This window comes from Actinomyces radicidentis, assembly GCF_001553565.1.
GTDB lineage: Bacteria > Actinomycetota > Actinomycetes > Actinomycetales > Actinomycetaceae > Actinomyces > Actinomyces radicidentis.
Genome location: NZ_CP014228.1, coordinates 2222280 through 2248769, shown reverse-complemented (window position 1 = coordinate 2248769; position 26490 = coordinate 2222280). Strand labels below are relative to the sequence as shown.

The 26490-nt window shown below is 70.7% G+C and carries 16 protein-coding genes, 3 rRNA genes and 1 pseudogene; all 20 read right to left on the bottom strand.

The genetic code is table 11. From position 1 onward, the window contains the following. Position 1: 1 nt before the first annotated feature. Positions 2–919 carry a carbohydrate ABC transporter permease gene (locus AXF14_RS09580; protein ID WP_067942815.1) on the bottom strand — a complete coding sequence of 306 codons (918 nt, stop codon included), beginning with the start codon at positions 917–919 and terminating at the stop codon, positions 2–4. 146 nt (positions 920–1065) lie between these two features. Continuing rightward, positions 1066–2370, bottom strand: a complete 1305-nt coding sequence (locus AXF14_RS09575) for an ABC transporter substrate-binding protein (RefSeq protein ID WP_067942814.1) — start codon at positions 2368–2370, stop codon at positions 1066–1068. A gap of 86 nt (positions 2371–2456) precedes the next feature. Further along, positions 2457–3461 (bottom strand): LacI family DNA-binding transcriptional regulator, encoded by a 1005-nt coding sequence (locus tag AXF14_RS09570; RefSeq protein WP_067942813.1) that lies wholly within the window; start codon positions 3459–3461, stop codon positions 2457–2459. Positions 3462–3722: 261 nt separating this feature from the next. Next, positions 3723–4327 (bottom strand): annotated as a pseudogene (locus AXF14_RS09565) (NUDIX domain-containing protein). Between the two features lie 92 nt (positions 4328–4419). After that, positions 4420–6165, bottom strand: a complete 1746-nt coding sequence (locus AXF14_RS09560; RefSeq protein ID WP_084355491.1) for a CTP synthase — start codon at positions 6163–6165, stop codon at positions 4420–4422. A gap of 125 nt (positions 6166–6290) precedes the next feature. Continuing rightward, complete coding sequence (locus AXF14_RS09555; protein ID WP_067942811.1) at positions 6291–7409, bottom strand: glycosyltransferase family 4 protein; 1119 nt, start codon at positions 7407–7409, stop codon at positions 6291–6293. After that, positions 7406–9058, bottom strand: a complete 1653-nt coding sequence (gene murJ, locus AXF14_RS09550) for a murein biosynthesis integral membrane protein MurJ (RefSeq protein WP_067942810.1) — start codon at positions 9056–9058, stop codon at positions 7406–7408. The genes AXF14_RS09555 and murJ overlap by 4 nt, the downstream gene beginning before the upstream one ends. Continuing rightward, entirely contained in the window at positions 9059–9967 is a 909-nt protein-coding gene (locus AXF14_RS09545) for a hypothetical protein (protein WP_150118539.1), read from the bottom strand. Positions 9968–9972: 5 nt separating this feature from the next. Continuing rightward, the gene (locus tag AXF14_RS09540; protein ID WP_067942808.1) at positions 9973–10911 is read right to left on the bottom strand and encodes a copper transporter; all 939 of its coding nucleotides are present in this window, start codon (positions 10909–10911) and stop codon (positions 9973–9975) included. An 87-nt stretch (positions 10912–10998) separates the two neighbouring features. Further along, positions 10999–12225, bottom strand: a complete 1227-nt coding sequence (steA, locus tag AXF14_RS09535) for a putative cytokinetic ring protein SteA (RefSeq protein ID WP_067942807.1) — start codon at positions 12223–12225, stop codon at positions 10999–11001. Continuing rightward, entirely contained in the window at positions 12222–14039 is a 1818-nt protein-coding gene (gene recN / locus AXF14_RS09530) for a DNA repair protein RecN (protein ID WP_067942806.1), read from the bottom strand. The genes steA and recN overlap by 4 nt, the downstream gene beginning before the upstream one ends. Continuing rightward, positions 14036–15037, bottom strand: a complete 1002-nt coding sequence (locus AXF14_RS09525) for an NAD kinase (protein WP_417861914.1) — start codon at positions 15035–15037, stop codon at positions 14036–14038. Before AXF14_RS09525 ends, recN begins: the two co-directional genes overlap by 4 nt. Next, entirely contained in the window at positions 15034–15897 is an 864-nt protein-coding gene (locus AXF14_RS09520; RefSeq protein WP_067942805.1) for a TlyA family RNA methyltransferase, read from the bottom strand. The genes AXF14_RS09525 and AXF14_RS09520 overlap by 4 nt, the downstream gene beginning before the upstream one ends. Positions 15898–16001: 104 nt before the next feature. After that, entirely contained in the window at positions 16002–16244 is a 243-nt protein-coding gene (locus tag AXF14_RS13730) for a hypothetical protein (RefSeq protein WP_067942804.1), read from the bottom strand. Between the two features lie 7 nt (positions 16245–16251). Then, complete coding sequence (locus tag AXF14_RS09510; RefSeq protein WP_067942803.1) at positions 16252–17346, bottom strand: HAD-IIA family hydrolase; 1095 nt, start codon at positions 17344–17346, stop codon at positions 16252–16254. A 1-nt stretch (position 17347) separates the two neighbouring features. Further along, positions 17348–18862: a tetratricopeptide repeat protein gene (locus AXF14_RS14785; protein ID WP_335338914.1), complete on the bottom strand. Its 1515-nt coding sequence runs from the start codon at positions 18860–18862 to the stop codon at positions 17348–17350. Positions 18863–19172: 310 nt separating this feature from the next. Beyond that, positions 19173–19290, bottom strand: a 5S ribosomal RNA gene (gene rrf, locus AXF14_RS09500). Positions 19291–19492: 202 nt separating this feature from the next. Beyond that, positions 19493–22636: ribosomal RNA gene (locus AXF14_RS09495) — 23S ribosomal RNA — on the bottom strand. 406 nt (positions 22637–23042) lie between these two features. Further along, a 16S ribosomal RNA gene (locus tag AXF14_RS09490) occupies positions 23043–24579 on the bottom strand. The 16S, 23S and 5S rRNA genes sit together here, the layout of an rRNA operon. A gap of 565 nt (positions 24580–25144) precedes the next feature. Beyond that, positions 25145–26407 carry a tyrosine--tRNA ligase gene (tyrS, locus tag AXF14_RS09485; protein ID WP_067942802.1) on the bottom strand — a complete coding sequence of 421 codons (1263 nt, stop codon included), beginning with the start codon at positions 26405–26407 and terminating at the stop codon, positions 25145–25147. Positions 26408–26490: the final 83 nt, after the last annotated feature.

Sequence of the window (26490 nt, the reverse complement as noted above, 5' to 3'; positions counted from 1 at the left end):
GTCAGTCCTTCTCCCTGGTGAGCCAGCGCTGGACGAGGCTGATGAGCAGGACGGCGACGAAGAAGATGAGCGAGATCGCGGATCCGTAGCCCATGTCCTGCTCGCGGTAGCCCTTGCGCACGGCGTGGTAGACGATCGTCGAGGTGGCGTCCTGCGGGCCGCCGGAGGTCATGACGTCGACCTGGACGAAGAGCCCCAGGGCGGCGATGGTGATGGTGACGAGGATGAAGACCATCGTCGAGTGCAGGCCCGGCCAGGTGATGTAGCGGAAGCGCTGCCATCCGTTGACGCCGTCGAGGTCGGCTGCCTCGTAGAGCACCGGGTCGATCATCTGCAGGCCCGAGAGCCAGATGATCATGTGGAGACCGACCGCCTGCCAGATCGACAGCACGATGATGGCGGGCATCGCGGTGCCGGGGTTGTTGAGCCAGGCCACCGCGGTCCAGCCGCCGCCGGTGATCGTGTTGAGCATCGAGTTGAACAGGCCGTTGTCCTGGTAGAAGAAGCTCCACAGGATGGAGACGACGACCATCGAGGTCACCACGGGCATGAAGATCATCGTGCGGAAGGCGGTGACGCCCTTGACCTTCTGGTTGACGAGGATCGCGAGCGCGAGCGCGAGCCCGGACTGGCAGGGCACGACGACGAGCGCGAAGAAGGCCGTGTTGGTGAGCGACCGGATGAAGGTGGGGTCGTCGGTGAAGGCGCGGACGAAGTTGTCCAGCCCGATGAAGGCGGGCGGGTTCGGGGAGATGAGCCTCGTGTTGGTGAAGGACAGGATGAAGGTGAGCAGGATCGGGATGCCCATGAAGAGCAGGAGGAGCAGGAGGGCCGGCGAGCTCATGAGCCAGGCCGTCCTCGCCTCCCGGCGCAGGGCCGCGGACCTGCCGCGGCGCCTGGTGGTGGTGGACGCTGCCATGTCGGTTCCCTTCCCGGCGGGACGGACTCGTCCCGCCGGATCGGTCGGAGTGTGGGGATGGTGGTCGGCCGGGTCGGGGCGGCCGTGCGGGACCGCGGTCCCGGAGCCCCGTGGCGGGCGGGCGCGCCGCCCGCCACGGGCGGGTGTCACTTGGCCTTGTAGCCGTCGTTGGACGTGATGTCGGCGTCGATGTCCTTGGCGGCCTGGTCGAGGGTCGACTTGACGTCGGAGCCGGAGACGATGTCTCGGGCGGCCTTGTCGAAGACGGAGGAGATGACCTTGTAGCCCGGCGTGGCCGGACGCAGGAGGGCGTACTTCTTACCGATCTCGTAGACGGGCTCGAGCGGCTTGCCCTCGCCGTAGTACTTCGTCTTCGGGGTGGCGGACTCGATCGACGGGAAGTTGCCGATGGCGTCGGAGTACTGCACGAGGTACTCGTCCTGCATGAGGAACTCGATGAACTTGTTGGCGGCCTCGGCGTTCTTGGTCGACGAGGACACGCCCCACTGCCAGGAGCCGCCGCCGACGTGGGCTCCCTCACCGAAGTCGACGGGCGGGAGGATGAGGACGTCGTCCTCGCCGAAGGTCTCCTGGGCCTTGAGAACCTTCCAGCCGCCGGCGTAGACGAGCGGGACCTTGCCCTGGAGGAAGTCCTGGCCGTCCTTCGCCGGGGTCTCGGAGGCGTACTTGCTGGTGAACAGCGAGCGGAACCAGGTGCCCCACTCGACGGCCTTGTCGCCGTTGATGAAGCCGTCGGCCGTCTCGTAGGTGTCGCGGTCGATGAGGTCACCGCCGAAGGACTGGAGCATCGGGGCGTAGGCGTAAGGCCACCACTCGGCGGTGTCCCAGACGGACATGTCGATGGCGTACTCGAAGCCGTCGAGCTTGGAGAGCTTGTCGAGGGCGTCCATGAACTCGTCCTTGGTCCACGGCTCGTCGACGGTGGGGACGGTGACGCCGGCCTCGTCGAAGGCGGACTTGCGGCCGAGGAAGCACAGCGAGGTGTCGTAGGGACCGACGGAGTAGAGCTTCTCGTTCCAGACGCCCTTCGCGGAGTCGATGATCTTGTCCTGAAGATCCTGGGAGATCGTCAGGGGCGAGAGGTATCCGGCCCACGCCCAGTTCGGCATGATCGGGCCGTCGAGGTCGAGGATGTCGGGCAGGTCGCCGGAGACGGCGGCCGAGGCGATGGCGTCGTTGTAGGACTCCTGCGGGAAGGACCTCAGCGTCACGGGGGTGTCCGGGTTCGCCTTGTTGAATGCCTTGACCGCGGAGTCGACGACGGCGAGCTCCTCCTTGTTGCCGCCGTTGTGGGTCCACAGGGTGATGCCGCCGGAGCCGCCGGAGGCGGAGCCGGAGCTGCTGCCGGACTGGGAGGAGCAGGCAGCGAGCGTGGCGGCGACGGCGGCCGCGGCACTGACGCCGAGGAACGAGCGGCGGGTGGTCATCATGATGGCACTCCTTTGTGTGTCAGCGTGACTGGTGGGGATCTCACTCCGTCCGGCGGGCGGAGAGCTGGTGGGTCCGGGCCGGCGGCTCAGACGGCGGGCGGCGCGGTGGAGGCGCGCTCGATGAGGGGGCAGGTGAAGCGGGTGAGGTCGGGGAGCTCCCCGGCTCGTCCGGCGGCGAGCTCGCGAGTGAGCCACTCCCCCATCTCCCAGTGGGGCAGACGCATCGTCGTGAGGCGCGGGTCGACGTTCGTGGAGATGAGGGCGAGGTCGTCGAAGCCGACGACGGAGAGGTCTCGGGGGACGGAGATCCCGAGCCGGGCGGCCTGGCGGTAGACACCGGCGGCGAAGGCGTCGTTGTAGCAGAAGACGGCGGTGGGCCGGTCGGTGCGGTCGAGGAGCCCCGCCGCCGCGGCGTCGACGCTGTCGGGGTCGAGCCCGCCGGTGGCCATGAGGCTCTCGTCCACGGTGACGCCGGCGTCGCGCAGGGTGGCGCGATAGGCGTCGCCGCGCTCGCGGACGGCGATGGTCTCGGCGTTGTCGTGCCCGAGGTACCCGATGCGGGTGTGACCGAGGGAGAGCAGGTGGGCGACGGCGTCGTGGGCGCCCTGGCGCTCGTCCGGGACGACGCCGGGGACACCGGGTCGGTCCGCCTCGCCGTTGAGGACGACGACGTCGTCGAGCTGCTCGGGGACGGCGACGACGCGGTGGTACATGGGGGCGATGACGACCTGCCCGACGCGGCGGGAGACCATCTCGCGGACGGCGTCCTCCGCGGCGACGCCGTCGCGGCCCGAGTCGGTGAGGAGGACGGACCAGCCGAGGTCCTGGCTGGTGGAGAGGACGGCGTCGATCATGGCGACGGCGTAGGGGGTGGACAGGACGCGCTCGCCGATGACGCCGATGGTCCGGGTGCGCCCGTTGCGCATCCCGCCGGCAATGGCGTCGCGGACGTAGCCGAGGTCGTCGGCGGCGGTGCGGACGAGGGCGGCCTTGCCCTCGGAGACGCGTCCCTCGGACTTGCCCGAGAGCACGAGCGAGGCTGCCGCCTTGGAGACGCCGGCTGCTGCGGCGACGTCGGCGAGGGTCGTCATCGTCCCCCTCCCCCTTTCGGTGCGGAGGCCCGGCGTCCGTGCCGGGCACGGGAGGATCATGACTCACACCACACCCAATCGTCAACCGGTTAACCACCTCTGCCTCAGCCGATTAACCGATTCACGTCTTTCACCGTCAGGCATTGTCGCGAGGCAGTTCCCGGGTCGGGGAGGTACGACGGACGGGGCGGCGGCACGCTCGGTGCCGCCGCCCCGTCCGGGATGACGCGTGGAGCCCCTCGGGGCTCGCTCAGACCGCCGTCAGAGGCTCGCCGGGCTCCTCAGCCACGGCGAGTCAGCGGGGCGCAGTCCCTCCCAGCCACGAGCGCGCGCCCGGTCGGCGGCGAGGACGCCCATGACGGTCGAGGGGTTGTGGAGCTCGCCCGCGAGGACGCCCGCCACGACGTCGTCGAAGCGGAACCACGTGGGCACGAACTCCGCCTCCTCGGCCTCGCGCTCGATGCGCTCGGACTCCGGGAGCACGGAGATCCCCCGGGCCAGGAAGGAGCGGGCGCCCTCGGTGGTGAAGCCCGGGGAGGCGTAGTAGTCGACCAACGCGTGCCACGCCGAGGCGCGGCGGTCCGTCTCCTCGGCGAGCTCGCGCTGCGCGGCGACGAGCGGGTCCTCGCCGGGGACGTCGAGGAGCCCGGCCGGGATCTCCCACAGGCTCGCGCGCACCGGGTGGCGGTACTGGCGGACCATGAGGATCTCGGCGGCGCCGTCGGGCTGGGAGGAGTCCTCCCCTCGCGCAGGGCGACGACGTTGACGGCGTCGTGGTGGCGGACCACCTGGCGGCGCAGCGGCTCGGTCCCCTCGGAGAGCCGGACGCGCTCGTCCTCGACCGAGAGGATCGGGCCGGCCCACACGTGCTCGGCGGAGAGGACCTCGCGGGTGTCGCGCTCGTCGACGGGACGCCCCGTCCCGGCGGCCCGGGCCTCCGCAGCGCCGTCGGCGGTGCTCACTCCTTGACCTTCTCGGCCTCCGGGGCGGCCTCGGCGGACTCGTCGCCCTGGTAGCGGGCGGAGTAGAGCTCGCGCTGCCGCTCGAGGCCGGCCTTGATGAGGCCCGCGAAGAGCGGGTGGGCGCGGGTCGGGCGGGACTTGAACTCCGGGTGCGCCTGGGTGGCGACGAAGTAGGGGTGCTGCTCGCGGTCGAGCTCGACGAACTCGGTGAGGTGGCCGTCCGGCGAGGTGCCGGCGACGTGCAGGCCGACGGACTCGAGCTGCTCGCGGTACTCGTTGTTGACCTCGAAGCGGTGGCGGTGGCGCTCTGAGACCTCGGTGGAGCCGTATGCCTCGGCGACGACCGAGCCCTCGGTGAGGACGGCCGGGTAGGCGCCCAGGCGCATGGTGCCGCCCAGGTCGCCGCCGCCGGTGACGAACTGGCGCTGGGCGTCCATCGTCGTGATGACGGGGTACTGGGTCTCGGGCTCGAACTCGGTGGAGGAGGCCCCCTCGAGGCTGAGGAGGTCACGGGCGACCTCGATGACCATGCACTGCAGGCCGAGGCACAGGCCGAGCGTCGGGATCCTGTGCTCGCGGGCCCAGCGCAGGGCTCCGAGCTTGCCCTCGATGCCGCGCACGCCGAAACCGCCGGGGATGACGACGGCGTCGGCGCCGCCGAGCGCGCGCTGGGCGCCCTCGGGGGTCTCGCAGGAGTCGGAGGCGATCCAGCGCAGGTCGACCTTGGCGTTGTTGGCGAAGCCGCCGTGCTTGATGGCCTCGGCGACGGACAGGTAGGCGTCGTGGAGGTCGATGTACTTGCCGACGAGGGCGACCTCGAGGCGGCTCTTGGGCTCGTGGACGCGCTGGAGGAGGGCGTCCCACTCGGTCCAGTCGACGTCGCGGAAGGTGAGGCCGAGGCGCTGGACCAGGAAGGCGTCGAGGCCCTCACGGTGGAGGGTCGGAGGCACCTCGTAGATGGAGGAGGCGTCCTTGCACTCGATGACGGCGTCGCGGTCGACGTCGCACATGAGCGCGACCTTGCCCTTGACGCCCTCGGGCAGGGGGCGGTCGGTGCGCAGGACGAGCGCGTCGGGCTGGATGCCGATGGAGCGCAGGGTCGCGACCGAGTGCTGCGTGGGCTTGGTCTTGAGCTCGCCGGCGGCCGGGAGGAAGGGGATGAGGGAGACGTGGACGAAGGCGACGTTGTCGCGCCCCAGGTCCGCGCGTACCTGGCGGGCGGCCTCGAGGAAGGGCTGGGACTCGATGTCGCCGACGGTGCCGCCGATCTCGGTGATGATGACGTCGGGGACGTTGCCGTCGGCGTCGGGCTCGGCCTGGGAGCGCATGACGGCCTTGATCTGGTCCGTGATGTGCGGGATGACCTGGACGGTGTCGCCGAGGTACTCGCCACGGCGCTCCTTGGCGATGACGGTCTGGTAGACCTGGCCGGTCGTCGCGTTGGCCTTGCCGGAGAGGTTGACGTCGAGGAAGCGCTCGTAGTGGCCGATGTCGAGGTCCGTCTCGGCGCCGTCCTCGGTGACGAAGACCTCGCCGTGCTGGAAGGGGTTCATCGTGCCCGGGTCGACGTTGATGTACGGGTCGAGCTTCTGCATGACGACGCTGATGCCGCGGGCCCGGAGCAGACGCCCCAGGCTGGAGGCCGTGAGGCCCTTGCCGAGGGAGGAGACGACGCCGCCGGTGACGAAGATGTGCGCAGGGGTGCTGGTCTGGTTCCCGCTCGAGCGGGGGCTGGTGCTCATCACGGAATCCCAGCATAAGGCATGCCGCCGGGCGGTGACGGCCCGGCTCGTCACGCGCCCGTCACACCGGGATCCGGCTCCGGTCGGTCGGGTCCCGGCCGGGGCCCGGCCGGGGCCCGGACGGCTCAGACGGGCAGCAGGACGGACCGGAGCTGGGCGGCGAGCTCCTCGGCCCCTGGCAGGCCCGCAGCCGCGCCGGCCGAGCGGGCGCGCGCGACGGCGAGCGAGGCGTCGTCGGCGAGGAGGCCGCCCACGGCGTCGGCGAGGGCGGCGGCGTCGGGATCGACGAGCACGGCTCCGCCGCGGGCGGTGACGGCGGTCCCGCCGACGTCGGTGGCGACGACGGCGGCCGCGGCGCGCAGGGCCTCCTGGACGGTGAGGGGCTGCCCCTCCCACAGGCTCGTCTGGACGACGACGTCGGCGGCGCCCATGAGGACGGCGACGTCCTCGCGGCGGCCGAGGAGCCGGACGGGCAGGTGCTCCGCGGCGACCCGGGCCTGCAGCTTGTCTCGCAGGGGCCCCTCCCCCGCGACGGCCCACGTCAGCGGGCCCGTGCCGCGCTCGGCCAGGAGGGCGGCGGCGTCGAGGAGGAGGTCGAGCCCCTTCTGAGGCGCGAGGCGGGCGACCGTCAGGAGGCGCCGCCCCTGGCCGGGCCAGGCGGACTCGATCGAGGAGGCGGAGGGCGCGAGCCCGGTGGTGCGGGCGGCGGGCGCGGGGATGACCGCGAGGTCGACGTGCTCGGCGCCGCGCGCCCGGACGGAGTCGGCGATGTCGGGGCTGACGGCGAGGACGGCGTCGGCGCGGGAGGCGACGAGTGCCTCGAGGCGCTCGCCGACGGCTCGCGTGGCGCGTCCGCCGACGGTGCGGTTGTGGAGGGTGACGACGAGGCGGGTCCGGCCCGGGCGCCGTCGGCCCAGGGCGAGGGCGGCGAGCGCCCCGGCCCGCAGGCCGTGGGCGTGGACGACGTCGGCGCGCCGTCCCAGGCGGCGCATCCGGGCGGTGACGAGGGCGTCGGAGGGGCGCGGTGCGGGGCCGATCTCGAGGGCCTCGGAGCGTGCCCCGCCGAGGTCGAGGCCGGTCAGGACGCCGGCGGGCGCCTCGACGAGGACGTCGTGACCGGCGGCGGACAGGAGGCGGGCGCACTCGCCTAGGTGGGCGCGCACGCCGCCGGCGGCGGAGCCGGAGACCTCGAGAACGCGTCGGCGGGCCCCGGTCGGATCGGGCTGGTTGCTCGTCGGGGTCACGGGAGCTCCTCAGGGTCGGGGTGAGCGGCCTGCGCCTCGCGGGGTGCGGCGCCGCGGCGGCGCAGGGCGGACAGGAGGCTGCGGTCGGCGAGGTGGACGGCGAGCAGGACGAGGGCCGCGGTGGCGAGGGCGCCGACGACAGCCACGCCCACGCCGCCGACCGTTCCTGCGGGCACCTCCGAGAGGCGGCGCGAGACCAGCCCGGCGACGGCGGCGACGGGGGCGCCGACGACGAGGGCCCTCAGGCTGGGGCCCAGTGAGGCCGAGCCCGTGCGACGGGCGAGGACGACGAGGAGACCGACGGCGGCGACGACCATGCCGGCGCTCTGCCCGACGCCGAGCGCGGTGAGCGTGGCGGCGCCGTCACCGCCGTCGGGGGCGGCGAGGTGGACGGCGAGGGCGGAGGCTGCCGCGACGGTGAGCCATCCGGCGGCGGCGGCCCCGGCGGCCGAGCGGGCGGAGTCGGCGGCGAAGAGGACGCGGGTGCCCTGGTAGATGAGGGCGTAGCCGATGATCCCGGGCGCCATGGCGACGAGCGCGGCGCCCATGCCGTCGACGTCGGCGAGGAGCGCGAAGAAGCGCTCGGCGCCCGCGGAGGCGGCCACGAGCATGCCCGCCCCCGCGGTGGCGACGGCGGTGACGAGGGCCGTGGCGGTGGCCGTCAGCCGCGCGGCCTGGGGGCTCGGCCGCTCGCCGAGCGGGCCCGGGCGCTCGAAGGCGGCGGCGAGCCACGGGTAGAGGACGGTGGCGACGGGGACCGCGAGGACGGCGTAGGGCAGGACGTAGACCGCCTGCGTGTACTGGTAGACGGCGACGGTGCCGGTGCGTCCGCCGGAGCGGGCCAGGGCGAGGACGACGAGGACGCTGGCCTGCTGGGCGATGAGGGTGAGGACGCCGGCACCGCCCAGGCGCAGCACGCGGGCGGCCGTGGCGCGATCGAGGCGGAGGGTGGGGCGGACGGAGAGCCCGAGCCGTCGGGCGGGCACGAGCAGCGGCAGCGAGAGGGCGGCGACGCCCGCCGTCGTGCCCCATCCGAGGACGAGCAGCGCGGCCCGCGAGGCGGTGCCGTCGTCGGCTCCGCCCGTCGTCGCCCCGTAGACGCCGTAGGTCGCCATGACGACGAGCGAGGACAGGACGGGGGTGAGGGCCGGCCAGGTGAAGCGGTGGTGGGCCTGGAGGACGCCGGTGAGGACGACGCCGACGCCGTAGAGGGGCACCTGGAGGGCGAACATCCGCAGGAAGCTCGTGACGAGCTCGCGCTGCAGGGCCGGGTCGACGCCCTGCGAGGTGGGGAACAGGGCCGCGATCGGCCCGGCGGCCAGGGCGAGGACGGCGCCCGCGGGCACGAGGACCGCCAGGACGAGGCCGAGCAGCCCGCCGGCGGTGCGCTCGACCTCGTCGCGGCGCCCCGAGGCGACGGCCGAGGCGAGCAGCGGCACGACGGTGGCGGACAGCGCCCCGCCGACGACGACCTCGTAGAGGACGTTGGGGACCTGGTTGGCGGTGGCGTAGGCGCCGGCGACGGTCCCGGCGCCGACGGTGGTCGCCTGGACGACCCAGCGCAGGAAGCCGAGGGCACGGGAGACGAGGGTGAGGCCGGCGACGCCGCCGACCGCGGCGGCGGCTCCCCCGCGGTGCGCCCGGGGCACTCAGGCCTCCCGCCGGCCGAGGGCGTCGAGGGCGGCCAGCGCCGGGGTGGCGGCGATGACGCGGGAGAAGGAGACGCGCTCGCTCGCCAGGACGAGCCCGGTGCCGGTGACGGCGGCAACGGCGCGGAGGGCGCGGCTGGGGTGGGCGGCGATCGCGGTACCGACCAGAGCGCCCAGCGCGTTGGCGCCGGTGTCTCCCAGCATCGTGCGCTCGGCGAGGTCGTCCGGGGCGGCGGTCGCGGCGGCGCCGAGCGCGGCCACTGCGAGGCGGCGCGTAGTGGCGGCGTCCTCGCCGGGCGCGAGCGCGAGGGGGCCGGCGAGGAGCACGGAGGCCTTGAGGGCGCGTCCGGGGCGCAGGTCGAGGAGGTTGTGGACGTTCGCCCACGAGGCGATGGCGACGGCGCTCACGGCGGCGTCGGCGAGCGTCGCCGCGGCGGCCCGCGGGCGGGCCGCCCCGGGCGTCGTGCGCCGTCCGGCGCGCTCGGCGGCGAGCGTCCCGCCGGCGACGACCGCTCCGGCGCCGATGGCGCCGATCTTGAGCACGCCGGTGGTGACCCGCCCGTGAGCGAGGGCGGTGAGGTGCCCGCGCAGCCCCTTGGCAGGGGCGTCGCCGTCGTGCGCGCCCGCGTCGAGGTCGTCGACGGCGCCGGCGGCCCCTGCGCAGCCGGTGGCGACGGCGGCGGGGGCGCTGCCCGCGGCGAGCGCCCCGGTGAGCGCTCCGACGGCGAGGGCGGCTCCGCCACGCAGGCTCACGGTGCGGCCGTGGAAGTTGACGCGCTCGAGGAGCCCGTCCGGTGCCGGGCGCAGCGGGCCGCCGGGACGCAGCAGGGCGCGGCCGACGAGGGCCGTGGTCCCGCCTGCCGCCAGTGCGGCCGCGGCCGACCGAACCGGGTGGGCGCGCCGGGGCACGGGGCTCACTTCCCGGTGGGCGGGAGGACGGCGGAGGCGCCGTCGTCGAAGCCGTAGGAGGCGACGGTGCCGGAGGCGGTCGAGGCCAGGGCGAGGGGCGCGGAGACGGCCGCGGTCACCTGGCCGACGGAGTCGATGGTGGTGACCTTGACGTCGCCGGAGCGCAGCGCCGCGACGAGGCCGGTGGAGGACTGGGCGGCGCCCTCGACGACGACGGTTCCCTCGGAGGCGGCGCCGGAGAGCGCCTGGCTCCAGGCGTCGTTCTCGTCGGCGGCGGTCGCGGCGGCGGTGGCCTTGGCAGCGGCGTCGGCGCTGGAGTCCGTGGCGGCGTCGCGCGGCCCGATGACGAGGACCATGTCGACCTTGCCGCTCGGCTTGGAGTCGACGGTGGCGAGGGGCTGGTCGGTCGCGGTGAGGAGGTCCATGAGGGCGGTGGCCTTCTCGCCGTCGGTCGTGAGGGCGGAGACGAGGCCCTGGCCGAGGACGGCGTTGCCGCCCTCGGAGGAGGGGCTGTCGAGATAGCCGGCGAACTGCCCGGAGTAGGTGGAGCGGAAGGTGGCGCGGCCCTCGTCGGTCCAGGCGTCGGTGAGGCGGAGGCGCCCGTCGACGGTGGCGCCGGCGGCCTGGAGCTCGGTCGTGGCGGCGTCGACGTCGTCGTTCTCGGCGTCGGGGAGGGTGACGATGGCGACCTTCTTGCCGTCGAGGGTGCCGGGCAGGACGGAGGAGGCGAGCACGGTGATGTAGGAGTCGCGGTCGTTGACGGCGCCCTCGGTCTGCTCGAGCTGGGACTGGAGGGCGTTGCGGTCGGCGCGCAGGGAGGTGACCTGGTCGTTGAGGGCGGTGCCGAGCGAGTTCTGCAGGGGGCCGGCGCCGAGGACCACGCCGACGGCGAGCGCGAGGAAGACGCTGATGAGCGAGACCAGGTGGTATCGGAAGTCGATCATGAGTGGTCCGTGGTCCTTTTCGGTCTTCTGGTCGGTCGGGGTCCGTGGAGGTCCGGGGGTGCGCGTCGGCGGTGTGGTCGCCGGGCGCTACACCGACGGCGAGCTCGGTGACAGGTGCAGGAGCGAGCGGAAGAAGGTGACGATGTCATCCCACATGGCGCCCGAGAGTCCGAGGAGGGTCTGACCGCCGGGGGTGGCGGCGAGCGCCACGAAGAGCGCGATGAGGCCCGCGACGGCGAGCAGGAAGAGCTGCCAGCCGGAGATCCGGGTGCGGTAGAGGCGCGAGACGCCCTTGGCGTCGATGAGGCGGCCGCCCAGGCGCAGGCGCGTGAGGAAGGTCGAGGACATCCCGGCGCGGCCCTTGTCGAGGAACTCCAGGAGGGTGGCGTGGGTGCCCAGGGCGACGATGAGCTCGGCGCCGGACTCGTCGGCCATGAGCATGGCGATGTCCTCGCTGGTGCCCGTGGCGGCGAAGACGACGTGCTCGACGCCGAGGTCCTCGACGCGTTTGAGCCCGGGGGCGCGGCCGTCGCGGTAGGCGTGGACGACGACCTCGGCGCCGGAGCGCAGGGCCTTGTCCGAGACGGAGTCCATGTCGCCGACGATCATGTCCGGTTTGAAGCCGGCCTCCATGACGGCGTCGGCGCCGCCGTCGACGCCGATGATGACGGGCTTGTACTCGCGGATGTAGGGCTTGAGCGCGGTGAGGTCCTCCTTGTAGGAGTAGCCGCGCACGACGACGAGGACGTGCTTCCCCTGCATCCTGGTGCGGATCTCGGGGACGCCGACGCCGTTGAGGAGGAGGTCGCGCTCGGAGCGCATGTACTCCATGGTGTTCGCGGCGAAGGCCTCGAGCTGGACGGACAGGCCCTCCTTCGCGTCCTCCATGGAGGCCTCGACGGTCTCACGGGTCTGGACGGTGCCCTCGGCGACGGGGCCGGCGGTGCCCTCGGCGTAGACGGCGCCAGCGGGTCCGGCCTCACCGGTGAGGTCGACGGCGACGACGGACCCCTCGGCGAGGCGCATGACGTCGGGGCCGAGGTCGTCGACGAGGGGGACGCCGGCGTCGAGGAGGATGCCGGGGCCGAGGTTCGGGTAGCGCCCCGAGACGGAGCGGGCGGCGTTGAGGACCGCGGCGGGCCTCCGCTCGACGAGGGCCTCGGCGGCGACGCGGTCGAGGTCCGCGTGGTCGATGACGGCGACGTCGCCCGGCTGCAGTCGCTTGGTGAGCGTCTTCGTGCGTGCGTCGACCCGGACGACGCCGCTGGGGCGCTCCGGGTCGGACTGCGACTGCTTGCGGAAGGGGTTCCTCACTCTTGGGATTCTGCCACGCGCGCCTCGTCGAGGAGCTCAGCGGCGTGGCGGAGGGCAGCCTCGGAGTCGTCGTGCCCGGAGAGCATGCGGGCGAGCTCGGTGACCCGCTCCTCGCCCTCGACGCGGACGACTGAGGTGCGCGTGCGCGGCGCGGTGGCGCCGGTCGCGGCGCCGTCGGCCGAGGCGTCCGGCGCCGGGTCGATCCGCTTGCGGACGACGAGCTGGGTGTCGGCCCAGGCGGCGACCTGCGCGAGGTGGGTGACGACCACCACCTGGTTGCGGCGCGCGAGGCGGGCGAGGCGGCGGCCGATCTCGCGGGCGGCGCGGCCGCCGACGCCGGCGTCGATCTCGTCGAAGACGAAGGTGCGAGGGTAGAGGTTCTCGGGCTCCTGCGCGGACTGGTCCTGGTCCCCGAGGGTCTGCGACGCGTCGGCGAGGACGACCTCGAGGGCGAGCATGATCCGGGACAGCTCACCGCCGGAGGCGCCCTTGCCCAGGGCCAGCGCGGGGGCTCCGGGGTGGGAGACGAGCTGGAGGGCGACGGTCTCGGCGCCGGTGGGGCCAGGCTCGTCGAGGGCGTCGAGGGCGACGACGAGGCGCGAGCCCTTCATCTGGAGGCCCTCGAGCTCGGCGGTGACGGCCTCCTCGAGGCGGGCGGCGAGGCCCTCGCGGGCCGCGGTGAGTCGCTGGGCGAGACCGGCGAGCTCGGCGTCGGAGGCGGCGAGCGCCTCGGTGAGCCGCGTCTGCCCGTCCTGGGGGCCATCGATCTCGGTCAGGCGCTCGGCCCAGGCGCGCGAGAGCGCGAGGAGGGCGTCGACGTCGTCGATCTCCTGCGCGGGGCCGCCGAGCTCTCGAAGGGCTCGGGACAGGGCGCCGCGGCGGTTCTGGACCCAGGCGAGGCGGGCGGGGTCGGCGTCGAGGCCGGCGAGGTACTCGGTGAGCTCGGCGGAGACGTCGGCGGCGAGGATGCCGAGCTGGTGGACGCGTCCGGCGAGCTCGGTGAGGGCGGGGTCGACGCCGGTGACGGGCGCGAGCGCGCGGTCGGCGGCGGCGATGAGGCCGGTGACGTCGGGGTCGTCGCCGACGGCGTCCTCGTCGCCGGTGAGCGCGGTGCGCGCGGTCGTGGCGGCGCGGCGGAGGTCCTCGGCGTGGTCGAGGCGCTCGGCCTCGGCAGTCAGCGCCGTGTCCTCGCCGGGCTCGGGATCGAGCTCCTCGACGGCCTCGAGCCAGGTGCGCAGGCGTGCGACCTCGGCGGCGCGCTCGGCGGCGCCGGAGCGCCAGGTCTCGAGGGCCTCGGCTGCGGCGCGGCGGGCGCGGTAGGCGCGCGCGTACTCGCGGCACAGGGCGGCGTGCTCGGGTCCGCCGAGGGAGTCGAGGGCGGCGCGCTGGGCGGCGGCGGAGCGCAGGCGGAGCTGGTCCGCCTGGCCGTGGACGGAGACGAGGTGGTTGCCGACGTCGGCGAGCACGGAGGAGGGGACGGAGCGTCCGCCGAGGTGGGCGCGGGAGCGGCCGGAGGCGGGGACGGTTCGGGAGGCGAGGAGGAGGTCCTCGTCGAGCTCGGCACCGGCCTCGCGGGCGCGGTCGGCTGCGCGGGAGGCCGGGTCGAGGGCGAAGGCGCCCTCGACGAGGGCCCTGTCGGCCCCGGTGCGCACGGCGGTCGTCTCGGCGCGCTCGCCCAGGAGCAGGCCCAGCGACGTGAGGACCATCGTCTTGCCGGCACCGGTCTCGCCGGTGAGGGCGTTGAGGCCGGGGCTGAGGACGAGGTCGGTCTCCTCGATGACGCCGAGGTCCTCGATGTGGAGGGAGTCGATCACGCGAGCCCCTCCCCCTCGGCGGTGGTCCCGCCGTCGCGGCCGTCGTGCTCGGCGCCTGCCCGCCAGCCCTCGACGGGCAGGTTGAACTTGCGTACGAGGCGGGTGGAGAAGGGGGCGTCGTTGAGGCGGGCGAGGCGCACGGGGCGTGCGGCGCGGGTGACGCGGATGCGGCCCCCGGCAGCGACGGACAGCGAGCGGCGGCCGTCGCACCAGATCTCGGCTCCGCCGAAGCCGGTGTGCTGGATGACGACCTCGAGGCAGGAGTCCGGTCCCAGGACGAGGGGCCGGGTGAAGAGGGCGTGGGCGGCCAGGGGCACGACGAGGAGCGCCTCGACCTCGGGCCAGACGACGGGGCCGCCGCCGGAGAAGGCGTAGGCGGTGGAGCCTGTCGGGGTGGACATGACGAGGCCGTCGCAGCCGAAGGAGGAGACGGCCTGGCCGTCGACGCCGAGGGCGATCTCGAGCATGCGGGCGCGGTCGCGCTTCTCGAGGGCGGCCTCGTTGAGGGCCCATCCGCGCTCGACGGCGCCGTCGGGGGTCTCGACCTCGACGTCGATGGTCATGCGGGTCTCGACGGTGTAGCGGCCCTCGATGACGCCGGCGACGACGGCCTCGATGGCGTCGGGGGCGGCCTCGGCGAGGAAGCCGACGTGGCCCGTGTTGACGCCGACGAGGGGGACGTCGCGCTCGCGCGCGATCTCGCAGGCGCGCAGGATCGTGCCGTCGCCGCCGATGACGAGGACGAAGTCGACGTCCTCGTCGCTGCCCTGACCGACGACCTCGACGCCCTGGGCGCGCAGGGCGGCCTCGGCCCGGGCGACCGTCTGCGCGGTCGGGGCGGCCTTGCGGTGGGGCGGAACCGGCTTGTCGTTGAGGTCGCGCTGGAGCACCATGACGCGCCGCACGGGGCGGCCGCAGCGGGCCCCGTCGCGAACGGCGGCGCCCGTCGCCGTCGGCTCGGGATCGTTCTTCTCCGGGGCGATGGGGGTCTCGCTCATCGGCGGCGTCTCCTTCCGGCGTCGGCTCCCGCCGGCCCCTCGTCGACGGCGCGGCGCGCCTCGGCGGCGAGGTCCTCCCCGGCGAGGTCGGTGGCGGCCCCGGCGAGGCCCGCGTGCATGTTGAGGAAGTACTCGACGTTGCCGGCCGGCCCGGGCAGGGGCGAGGCCGTGACGGCGTCGACACCGAGGCCGAGCCCGTGAGCGGCCGCGGCCACGTCGAGCACGGTCTCGACGTGGAGCGCGGGGTCCCGGACGACTCCCCCGTGCCCGAGGCGCTCCTTGCCGACCTCGAACTGCGGCTTGACCATGAGGAGGAGGTCGGCGTCGTCGGCGGCCGCGGCGACGAGGGCCGGCAGGACGAGGGTGAGCGAGATGAAGGAGAGGTCCCCGACGACGAGGCCGGGCGCGGGGGCGACGGCGGCGGGGTCGAGGGTGCGCACGTTGGTGCGGTCGAGGACGGTGACGCGCGCGTCGGACTGGAGGGACCAGGCGAGCTGGCCGTAGCCGACGTCGACGGAGACGACGTGATCGGCGCCGCGGCGCAGGAGGACGTCGGTGAAGCCGCCGGTGGAGGCGCCGGCGTCGAGGCAGCGGCGTCCCTCGACGCGGGGCGCGAGACCGCGCTCGGTGAGGGCGTCGAGGGCGCCGGCGAGCTTGTGGGCGCCGCGGGAGACGTAGTCGTCGCCCGACGGTGTGATGACCTCGATGGCCTGGGCGGGGTCGACCTGGCGCGCCGGCTTGGTGACGACGGCCCCGTCGAGGGTGACGTGGCCGTCGGTGACGAGCTGTGCCGCGTGGGTGCGCGAGCGCGCGAGCCCCCGGCGGACGAGCTCGGAGTCGATGCGGATGAGGCGTGCCATGTCGGGTGCTTCGGGGTGCCTTTGGGTCGGTGGTGTGGGGTGCCGGACTCCGCCCGGGGGGGGGGGGCGAGCGGTCGCCGGGCGGCCGTGGGACGGTCGCCCGGTCAGTCCTCGGCGTCGCGCAGGAGCGAGGCGAGGTCGTCGTGGACGCCGACAAGGACGGCGGCGCGTTCCTCGATCGGGAGCTCGTCGAGGCCGTCGAGCCGGGCGGTGTGGTCGGGCAGGTGGGCGGCGCGCTCGGCGGCGGCCTGGGCGCGGGGCGGGGCGGGCACGGGCCGTGCCCCGCCCGCCGCCGGCCCGGGAACGGGCCGGGACGGGGCGGGCGCGGGTGCCTGCTGCTCGCTCATGGCCTGCTCAGTCGGCGACGACGCGCAGCGGCGGGATGGTGAGGCGCGAGGTGTCGCCGTCGTGGTCGTCCGCGTACTCCCACGCAGCGCAGGCGAAGCCGCGGTAGGCGTCGAGGCTGACCTCGACGGGCTCCTCGGTGGGGACCTGCGCGAGGACGCCGTGGCCGTGCCAGTCGAGCAGCCCGGCGTCGACGCGGACGCGGGTGCGGCCGACGCGCCACCAGATGGCCTGGTCACACAGGACACGCTCGGGCTCGGGGTGGGCCTCGATGAGGCCGCGCAGGTCGGTGTGGAGGTAGCTGGGACGCTCCTCGACCGGGGCGGTGAGGACGTCGCGGGCGGTGGACACGCCGGTGAGGACGTGGAGGCCCGGGATGCCGGCGGCTCGGGCGCCGACCTGGTCGGTGTTGAGGCGGTCGCCGACGGCGAGCGGGTGGCTGCCGCCGGAGCGGGCGAGGGCTCGCTCGTAGATGCCGGGGAAGGGCTTTCCGCCGGCGATCGGCTCGACGCCGGAGGCGTGGGCGACGGCGACGACGAGGCTGCCGTTGCCCAGCGCGAAGCCGCGCTCGGTGGGCAGGGTCGCGTCGGTGTTGGTGGCGACGAAGAGGGCGCCGTCGTTGATGGCGTAGACGCCCTCGGACATCATCGCCCAGTCGACGGAGGGGTCCCAGCCCTGGATGACGGCGACCGGGTGGTCCTCCGCGGAGTCGACGACGCTCAGTCCGGCGTCGATGACGGCCTCGCGCAGGCCCGCTCCACCGATGACGTAGACGGGCGAGCCGGCGGGGACGCGCTCAGCGAGGATGGTGGCGCCGTCCATGGCGGCGGAGAAGACCTCGGAGGGGTGGCCCTCGATGTCGTTGCGGGCGAGCTTGTCGACGACGGCCTGCGGGGCGCGCGAGGCGTTGTTCGTGACGAAGGAGAGGCGCATACCGCGGGCGCGGGCGCCGTTGACGCCCTCAGCGGCGTGCTCGATGCGGGCGTCGCCCGCGAAGCAGACGCCGTCCAGGTCGAGGAGGGCGACGTCGTAGGTCTCGGCAAGCGGCTTGCGTGAGCCGAGGAGCGGGGTGGTGAGCGGCGAGACGTCGGCGGGCTGAGTCATCTCAGGCCTCCTCGTCGCTCTCGGGCCGGGCGGTCGCCTCGGCGTCGGCCGCGGCGAGGGCCCCGGTCGCGTCGTCGGCGTCGGGCTCGGCGTCGTCGGAGCCGACGGCGAGGGGCGCGTCGGGGTCGTCCGCGCCGAGGAGCTCGGCCATCTCAGCCTCGACGCGCTGGGCGAAGGAGCCGGACCACTCGGCGTCCTCGTCGTCGGCGACGCCCTCGCCCTCGACGCTGGTGAGGCCCTCCTCGACGACCTCGGCGACGCGGGCGTCCTCGTCGATGGGGGTCTCGGACTGCTCGGCGACAACGGGCGCCACTGCCTCAGCGTCGGCGGGGAACTCCGCGTCCTCGTCGGAGCCGCCGGCCGCCTCGGCGGTCTCGTCGTCGTACTCCTCCTCGATGTCGTAGACCTCGACCTCGTCGTCCTCCTGCTCGGCCTCGGGGCCCTCGCCGATCCGTTCGCGGATCTTGGCAGCCTCGTCGGTGCGGCCGAGCTCCTCGAGCCGGTCGGCGCGCACGGAGTGGAGGCGGCGCAGGGTCTCGCGGTCCCCGCGGAACATCATGATGGCCTCCTCGACGACGACGAGGCCGAGCTCGGTCTGCCCCATCTCGTGGCGGACGCCGGAGACGACCATGGCGATCTCGGCCTCCTCCGCGTCGTCGAGCTGGCGGGGGTCGGCGTCCTGCGCGGCCTTGAGGGCGCGGTCGAGGTGCCCGAGGGCGCGCTCGCAGTCGGCCTCGATGGCGCGGTGCAGGTCGAGGCCGGACAGGCGCCGGGCGGCGCGGATGTCCCGGAGGGCCTCGTTGTAGTGGCCGGAGAGGTAGGCGGCGATGCCGGCGGACTCGCGGACGACGGCGATACGGCCGGCGTGGGAGGCGGCGTAGCGCGCGTGCTGGTAGGCGAGCTCGGCGTCGTCGTCCAGGAGCCGCTGCACCATGACGAGGTGCCGGGCGACGTTCTCCGCGTTGGAGCGCCCGAGGGCGCGCAGCGCACGGCGCGCGCCGGCCTCGAGGTCCTGCGGCGTCACGTTCTCGGGCACGGCGGGCTCGGGGACGCGGGTGCGCTGCGGGGGACGTGAGTCGCGACGGTCGTCCCGCCCGAAGCGCCCGCGACCGCCCTGCTGGCGTCCACGCTGACCGCCGCGGCGCTCGTCGCGCCCACGGCCGCCGTAGGACCCGCCACGACGGGACTCGCCGTCGTGGTGACGGCGCGGACCGTCGTTGCGGCGCTCCTCGGAGCGCTGCTTCCCGTCGCCGCGTCCGAATCCGGAGCGGCGCTCCCCGTCGCGGTCGTGGCGTCGGTAGCCGGAGCGCTCCTCCGACCGGCCGTACCCGGAGCGGCCACCGCCGTCGCGGTCGCCGCGTCCGTATCCCGATCGTTCCTGATGGTCGCGACCACCGCCGCTCCGGGCGTCGCCGCCCCGCCCACCCGAGGAGCGGCCTCCGAAACCGTGGCGGTCTCCCCCGCGTCCGCGGGCGTCACCGTTGCGGCGGGAGTCCCCGCGCCTATCCTGAGCCATGCAGCATGCCTTTCTAAGCCGAACGGCGCCTCGTGACGCCGTGGATCCGAGGGCAACCCTACCTGCGAGGGTCCCGCTCATAGAGGTTGGAGCCGCGTCTGTCGTGCCGGTCCGCCGACGGCGCGCACCGCCCGATCAGCGCCGGCGGGCAGACGGACGTCCAACGCCCTCTGCGCAGGGCGGTCGTCCGTCCGCCCGGGGCCGACCGACCGAGCGAGGAGAACACGATGAAGGCCGCCCCGACGCCCTCGCGGTCACCCGGAAACCGGGTCCGCGTCGGCGTGGAACGGCCTTCACCATTCACGTGTGTGCTCGGCGGTGTCCTACTCTCCCACACCCTAGCGAGTGCAGTACCATCGGCGCTGGGAGTCTTAGCTTCCGGGTTCGGAATGGGACCGGGCGTGAACCCTCCCGCTATGACCACCGAGACGACCAAGCAGGCAACACACGGTCGTCGGAAAAACCACTATCCAACATGTCACACAACCCCGCCAGGTGAGGCTCGAGCCGTGACCGGCCGGCCCCCCCCTGTTGTTGTTCGGGGTTGGTGGGTTGGTCGTGAACCGCACAGTGGACGCAAGCGCAAAAGATCATTTCATCCCCCTGCCACGAACGTGGCCGGGGGGCGCGTGTTGTTTGTGTCGGCCAATTAGTACCGGTCAGCTCCAACCCTTGCAGGTCTTCCACACCCGGCCTATCAACCCAGTAGTCTACTGGGGGCCTACCACAACCCCGAAGGGTCGTGTGGAGACCTCATCTTGAAGATGGTTTCCCGCTTAGATGCTTTCAGCGGTTACCCATTCCGAACGTAGCCAACCAGCCATGCCCCGGGCGGGACAACTGGCACACCAGAGGTTCGTCCGTCCCGGTCCTCTCGTACTAGGGACAGGCCTTCTCAAGTCTCCTGCGCGCGCAGAGGATAGGGACCGAACTGTCTCACGACGTTCTAAACCCAGCTCGCGTACCGCTTTAATGGGCGAACAGCCCAACCCTTGGGACCTGCTCCAGCCCCAGGATGCGACGAGCCGACATCGAGGTGCCAAACCATGCCGTCGATATGGACTCTTGGGCAGGATCAGCCTGTTATCCCCGGGGTACCTTTTATCCGTTGAGCGACGACCCACCCACTCGGGATCGCCGGATCACTAGTTCCTACTTTCGTACCTGCTCGACCTGTCGGTCTCGCAGTCAAGCTCCCTTGTGCACTTGCACTCAACACCTGGTTGCCGACCAGGCTGAGGGAACCTTTGAGCGCCTCCGTTACACTTTAGGAGGCAACCGCCCCAGTTAAACTACCCACCAGGCACTGTCCCTGACCCGGATCACGGGCCGAGGTTCAGGCGCACGCCATAACCAGAGTGGTATTTCAACGACGACTCCACAACCACTGGCGTGGCCGCTTCACAGTCTCCCACCTATCCTGCACAAGTCATGGCGGGCGCCAATACCAAGCTATAGTAAAGGTCCCGGGGTCTTTCCGTCCTTCTGCGCGTAACGAGCATCTTTACTCGTAATGCAATTTCGCCGAGTTCATGGTGGAGACAGCGGAGAAGTCGTTACGCCATTCGTGCAGGTCGGAACTTACCCGACAAGGAATTTCGCTACCTTAGGATGGTTATAGTTACCACCGCCGTTTACTGGGGCTTAAATTCACCGCTTCACCCGAAAGGGGTTGACGGTTCCTCTTAACCTTCCAGCACCGGGCAGGCGTCAGTCCGTATACATCGCCTTGCGGCTTCGCACGGACCTGTGTTTTTAGTAAACAGTCGCTTCTCCCTGGTCTCTGCGACCCTCACCCCTAGCCCGCAAGGAGCTTCAAGGCTTGGGCCCCCCTTCTCCCGAAGTTACGGGGGCATTTTGCCGAGTTCCTTCACCATGATTATCTCGTGCGCCTAGGCATACTCTGCCCGACCACCTGTGTCGGTTTAGGGTACGGGCGGCTGGCACCATCGCGTCGAGGCTTTTCTCGGCACCCCAGGATCACCCTACTTCCCCACCCAAATGGGCGGGTCACCATCACGTCTGACCCTCATGCTGCCCGGATTTGCCTAGGCAGCGGGCTGCTCGCTTGAACGGGCCAAGCCATTAGGCCCGCGGAGGCTACCACTGTGCGTCACCCCTGTTAATACGCTTGCCTACCTGCACGGAGGGTCCCCAGACCAACAACCACCACGACACGGACCACCGAAGTGATCACATGACGCGTTCGTGGCCATCGGCGTGGGTTAGCACCCGCGCGTCAGCATGGGCGGTGCTTCGCCGGTACGGGAATATCAACCCGTCGTCCATCGACTACGCCTGTCGGCCTCGCCTTAGGTCCCGACTCACCCAGGGCGGACTAGCCTGGCCCTGGAACCCTTGGTCATTCGGCGCTAGGGTTTCTCACCCTAGTGTCGCTACTCATGCCTGCATTCTCACTCCCGCACCATCCACCCCTGGATCACTCCGAGGCTTCACCCGGTGCAGGACGCTCCCCTACCACCCGCAACCCCTGCCACGTCCATCAAGGGACAGGAGAGTACACGCTGCGGATCCGCGGCTTCGGCGGTGTGCTTGAGCCCCGCTACATTGTCGGCGCACGATCACTTGACCAGTGAGCTATTACGCACTCTTTCAAGGGTGGCTGCTTCTAAGCCAACCTCCTGGTTGTCTGCGCGACCGCACATCCTTTCCCACTTAGCACACGCTTAGGGGCCTTAGCCGGCGATCTGGGCTGTTTCCCTTTCGACCACGGAGCTTATCCCCCGCAGTCTCACTGCCCCGCTGTAACCCGAACGGCATTCGGAGTTTGGTTGACGTCACTAACCCTGTGGGGCCGATCAGCCACCCAGTAGCTCTACCTCCGCCGGGGACCACGGGACGCTGCACCTAAATGCATTTCGGGGAGAACCAGCTATCACGGAGTTTGATTGGCCTTTCACCCCTACCCACAGCTCATCCCCTCCATTTTCAACTGAAGTGGGTTCGGTCCTCCACACGCTCTTACACGTGCTTCAACCTGGCCATGGGTAGATCACCCCGCTTCGGGTCTAGACCGTGCCACTAAAACGCCCTTTAGGACTCGCTTTCGCTACGACTCCCCCCAACGGGTTAACCTCGCGACACAGCACTAACTCGCAGGCTCATTCTTCAATAGGCACGCCATCAGCCCAGCAGGCCTCTGACGGCTTGTAAGCGCCCGGTTTCAGGTACTATTTCACTCCCCTCCCGGGGTACTTTTCACCATTCCCTCACGGTACTATCCGCTATCGGTCATCAGGAAGTATTCAGGCAACCAAGTGGTCTTGGCAGATTCACACAGGATTCCACGAGCCCCGTGCTACTCGGGCAACGCACCCACACAGCCCACACAGTTTCGCCTACGGGGGTCTCACCCACTACGCCTCCCCTTCCCAGAGGATTCAGCTACCATGCGAGTTTCTCACTGCGCCCCACGCCGGCAGACGTGAGAAAGATGCGCCCCACAACACCGCAACCGCAACCCCTGCCGGGTCATCACACGGAAACGGTTTAACCATCATCCGCTTTCGCTCGCCACTACTCACGGAATATCTTCTCCTGCGGGTACTGAGATGTTTCACTTCCCCGCGTCACCCCCTACACCCTATGAATTCAGATGCAGGTGACACCACATAACTGGTGCCGGGTCCCCCCATTCGGAAACCCTCGGATCACAGCCCGTTAGCCGGCTCCCCGAGGCATATCGCAGGCCACCACGTCCTTCATCGGCTCCTGATGCCAAGGCATCCACCGAACGCTCAAAAAAACAAACAAAACATGCAACAACCACAAGACCAACAGGCCTCATGATTGACAAAGATCAAAGATGCTCGCGTCCACTATGCAGTTCACAACCAACCCACCCACACCACCACCCACCAACAACCATCACGGGCTGCGAGCTTCGTGCGGTGAGGCGCCAGGGCCACCAACCCCCAAACAGAGGGCCGGCACTGTGTTGCCCCAGAACCCCGACAGTGCGCCACCCCCGCAACCACCCCCAGGCGAACCCGGGGAGGGACGGGGGCACCACCAACAAGCAGCCCCCACCAAAGGAGAGGACCACCTGCACGGTGATGTGCTCATTCATGCCGATAGCGTTCCAACCCCGCACCACCAACCGACCAACCACTGTCCGGCTGGCCCGTCACCGGTGGTGACTCATAGAAGGGCTCCTTAGAAAGGAGGTGATCCAGCCGCACCTTCCGGTACGGCTACCTTGTTACGACTTCGTCCCAATCACCAGCCCCACCTTCGACCGCTCCCCGTAGGGCCACGGGCTTCGGGTGTTGCCGACTTTCATGACGTGACGGGCGGTGTGTACAAGGCCCGAGAACGTATTCACCGCAGCGTTGCTGATCTGCGATTACTAGCGACTCCAACTTCACGGTGTCGAGTTGCAGACACCGATCCGAACTGAGACCGGCTTTAAGGGATTCGCTCCACCTCACGGTATCGCAACCCACTGTACCGGCCATTGTAGCATGCGTGAAGCCCAAGACATAAGGGGCATGATGATTTGACGTCATCCCCACCTTCCTCCGAGTTGACCCCGGCAGTCCCCCGCGAGTCCCCACCACGACGTGCTGGCAACACGGGACGAGGGTTGCGCTCGTTGCGGGACTTAACCCAACATCTCACGACACGAGCTGACGACAACCATGCACCACCTGTGAAAGCGCCCCACAAGGGGGAGACCACATCTCTGCGGCGGTCACTCACATGTCAAGCCTTGGTAAGGTTCTTCGCGTTGCATCGAATTAATCCGCATGCTCCGCCGCTTGTGCGGGCCCCCGTCAATTCCTTTGAGTTTTAGCCTTGCGGCCGTACTCCCCAGGCGGGGCACTTAATGCGTTAGCTACGGCGCGGAAACCCCGGAAAGAGCCCCCACACCTAGTGCCCAACGTTTACGGCGTGGACTACCAGGGTATCTAATCCTGTTCGCTCCCCACGCTTTCGCTCCTCAGCGTCAGTAACGGCCCAGAGACCCGCCTTCGCCACCGGTGTTCTTCCTGATATCTGCGCATTCCACCGCTACACCAGGAGTTCCAGTCTCCCCTACCGCACTCAAGCCGGCCCGTACCCACCGCAAGCCCCCAGTTAAGCCAGGGGATTTCACGACAGACGCGACCAGCCGCCTACGAGCTCTTTACGCCCAATAATTCCGGACAACGCTTGCGCCCTACGTATTACCGCGGCTGCTGGCACGTAGTTAGCCGGCGCTTCTTATCCAGCTACCGTCAACCAAGCCAATAAGGCCTGGCCTGCTTCACTGGCGAAAGAGGTTTACAACCCGAAGGCCTTCATCCCTCACGCGGCGTCGCTGCATCAGGCTTGCGCCCATTGTGCAATATTCCCCACTGCTGCCTCCCGTAGGAGTCTGGGCCGTGTCTCAGTCCCAGTGTGACCGTCCACCCTCTCAGGCCGGCTACCCGTCAAAGCCTTGGTAGGCCATCACCCCACCAACAAGCTGATAGGCCGCGAGCCCATCCCCCACCAGAAAAACCTTTCCAAACCCCACCATGCGGCAGGGAATGAGTATCCCGTATTAGCTACCGTTTCCGGCAGTTATCCAGAAGAAGGGGGCAGGTTACTCACGTGTTACTCACCCGTTCGCCACTCATCCACCCCAGCAAGCTGGGGCTTCACCGTTCGACTTGCATGTGTTAAGCACGCCGCCAGCGTTCGTCCTGAGCCAGGATCAAACTCTCCAAAAAAACTTGTCAAGAACAACCCACAATGACCAAGGCCCACAAGGAGCGATCATGCAGGAAGCCAAACAATAAACAATTCAGAGAAAAAACATCTCCAGGCTCAACCCACCCCGCAACCGACGAGGAAGCCGGGGTGAGCAAACCAAAACAAAACAAACAAACCAAACAACCAAACCACCCCACAACAGGGCAGCACCAGCCATCCAGAATGCTCACTATGGCATAAAAAACATGACACACTATCGAGTTCTCAAACAACACACCCACCGGAATTCTGTTGCTCGCACTTCCTGCGAACCGCTTCTTTCCGGAAGCGCCCGATCAACTTTAGCGAGTCGTTTTCAGGAGGTCAAATCGAGGATCCGTGATCCCGATCTCGCTGAGCGACTCTCTTCAGTTCTCGGCTCCCGAACGGCTTGCGGATCTCTCCGCCCCGTTTCGGGCCGCAGAGAACATTATGCAGAGCCCCGGTGACGGTCAAATGAAATGGCGGTGACCCTGCGCACAAGCGCAGGGCCACCGCCGATGTCGGCGTCATGGCGCCGACATGTGCTGGTCAGGCTGAAGCTCAGGCCCGTCGGGCCGCCGCGAGGTTGCGACGCCCCTTGCGCACGAGGACGGTGCCGCCGGCGAGGAGGTCGTCCGCGGTGATCGGGGCGTCCTCGTCGGTCACCTTGACGTTGTTGAGGTAGGCGCCGCCGGCGGCCACCGTCTTGCGGGCCGCGTTACGCCCCTTCTCCAACCCGGTGGCCACGAGGAGGTCGACGATCGTCGACTCCCCCACCGTCAGCTCCGCCGTCGGGAGGTCCGCCGTCGCCGCGAGGACCGTCGCCTCGTCCAGGCCCGTGAGCTCGCCGCGACCCCAGAGGGCACCGGTCGCGGCCTCCGCCTGGGCGGTGGCCTCCGCGCCGTGGACCCAGGTCGTGACCTCGTGGGCGAGGACGCGCTGCGCCTCCCGCGCACGGGGGTTCTCCGCCGTCGCCGCCTCGAGGCGCTCGATCTCCTCACGGGGCAGGAAGGTGAAGACCTTGAGGAAGCGGACGACGTCGACGTCATCGACCTGCAGCCAGAACTGGTAGAAGGCGTAGGCGCTGAGCATCTCGGGGTTGAGCCAGATCGCCCCGCCCTCGGTCTTGCCGAACTTCGTGCCGTCGGCCTTCGTGATGAGGGGGTTCGTCATGACGTGCACGGACTCGCCCTCGACCTTGTGGATGAGGTCCATGCCGCCCACGAGGTTGCCCCACTGGTCGTTGCCGCCGACCTCGAGCGTGCAGCCGTAGCGGCGGTAGAGCTCGAGGTAGTCGTTGGCCTGGAGGATCTGGTAGCTGAACTCCGTGAAGGAGATGCCCTCCTCGCTGGCCAGGCGGCGGGCCACGATGTCCTTGGAGAGCATGGTGCCCATACGGAAGTGCTTGCCGAGGTCCCGCAGGAAGTCGACGGCGCTCATCTCGCCGGTCCAGTCGAGGTTGTTGACGATCCGGGCGGGGTTCTCTCCCTCGAAGTCGAGGAGGTTCTCGAGCTGGGCCTGCAGGCCCTTGGCCCAGCCGGCGACGACGTCCTTCGTGTTGAGGCTGCGCTCGCCCTTGGCGCGCGGGTCCCCGATGAGGCCGGTGGCGCCGCCGACGAGGGCGAGCGGGTGGTGACCCGCCATCTGGAGGTGCCGCATGACCTTGACGGCGACGAGGTGGCCGTGGTGGAGGCTCGGGGCGGTCGGGTCGAAGCCGCAATAGAAGGTGAGCTCGCCATCGCTCAGCGCGCTGCGCAGCGCGTCGATGTCGGTGTGCTGGGCGATGAGGCCCCGCCACTGCAGCTCGTCCAGGATGTCGGTCACTGTCCTGTTGCCTTCCATGGGGTTCTCCGACGGCGCCTCGCGGGCCGCCGGGTCGTCTCAGTCTCCCGCTGAGCCTCGGGTCC

Coding starts and splice junctions, on each gene's coding strand:
- AXF14_RS09580 (WP_067942815.1), bottom strand. CDS start 919: ATGGCAGCGTCCACCACCACCAGGCGCCGCGGCAGGTCCGCGGCCCTG.
- AXF14_RS09575 (WP_067942814.1), bottom strand. CDS start 2,370: ATGATGACCACCCGCCGCTCGTTCCTCGGCGTCAGTGCCGCGGCCGCC.
- AXF14_RS09570 (WP_067942813.1), bottom strand. CDS start 3,461: ATGACGACCCTCGCCGACGTCGCCGCAGCAGCCGGCGTCTCCAAGGCG.
- AXF14_RS09560 (WP_084355491.1), bottom strand. CDS start 6,165: ATGAGCACCAGCCCCCGCTCGAGCGGGAACCAGACCAGCACCCCTGCG.
- AXF14_RS09540 (WP_067942808.1), bottom strand. CDS start 10,911: ATGATCGACTTCCGATACCACCTGGTCTCGCTCATCAGCGTCTTCCTC.
- AXF14_RS09525 (WP_417861914.1), bottom strand. CDS start 15,037: ATGAGCGAGACCCCCATCGCCCCGGAGAAGAACGATCCCGAGCCGACG.
- AXF14_RS09520 (WP_067942805.1), bottom strand. CDS start 15,897: ATGGCACGCCTCATCCGCATCGACTCCGAGCTCGTCCGCCGGGGGCTC.
- AXF14_RS13730 (WP_067942804.1), bottom strand. CDS start 16,244: ATGAGCGAGCAGCAGGCACCCGCGCCCGCCCCGTCCCGGCCCGTTCCC.
- AXF14_RS09510 (WP_067942803.1), bottom strand. CDS start 17,346: ATGACTCAGCCCGCCGACGTCTCGCCGCTCACCACCCCGCTCCTCGGC.
- AXF14_RS14785 (WP_335338914.1), bottom strand. CDS start 18,862: ATGGCTCAGGATAGGCGCGGGGACTCCCGCCGCAACGGTGACGCCCGC.